The organism is Ruegeria sp. AK11, from assembly GCF_056541095.1.
Genome location: NZ_JBQFXU010000042.1, coordinates 1 through 685 on the forward strand (window position 1 = coordinate 1; position 685 = coordinate 685).

The window sequence follows — 685 nt, forward strand, 5'->3', positions numbered from 1 at the left end:
CGAAGAGATTGTCTCGAAGTTACGGCAGGTTGAAGTTTTGATGGGGCAAGGCATGTCCCGACTTGATGCGATCAGGCAGATCGGCGTTGTTGAGCAAACCTATTACCGCTGGCGGAAGAAGTACGGTGGAATGGGTGTTGATCAATTGAAGGAACTGAAACGGCTTCAGAAAGAGAACGAGCGGCTGAGACGCGCGGTGTCTGATCTGACTCTGGACAAGCTGATCCTGACGGAAGCCGCAAAGGGAAACTTTTGAGCCCCGCTCGTCGTCGTGCCTGCATCGATCATGTCCGTAACCAGCTGAACGTTTCCGAGAGACGCGCCTGTCGCGTGCTGGGGCAACACCGGTCCACGCAGCGGCGGGTCCCACAAGGTCGCGCAGACGAAGACCGACTGGTCGCCGACATGATCGAGTTGGCTCGACAGTACGGCCGATTTGGCTATCGCAGGATCGCTGCGCTGCTGAGAGAGGCCGGATGGTCTGTCAGCGATGGGCGAATTGAACGGCTTTGGCGACGAGAGGGGCTGAAAGTGCCAGTGAAACAACCGAAGAAAGGACGGCTCTGGCTGAACGATGGCTCGTGTGTTCGGCTGAGGCCGGAGTATCGCAATCATGTATGGAGCTATGACTTCGTTCATTGTCGAACTGACGATGGCAAAGCTTTTCGGACGCTGAACATCCTTG

General features: G+C 56.4%; 1 pseudogene. It reads left to right on the forward strand.

Going from position 1 to position 685, the window contains the following annotated elements:
• A pseudogene (locus ACR0D9_RS20615) lies at positions 1–685 on the forward strand (transposase); the annotation flags it as partial.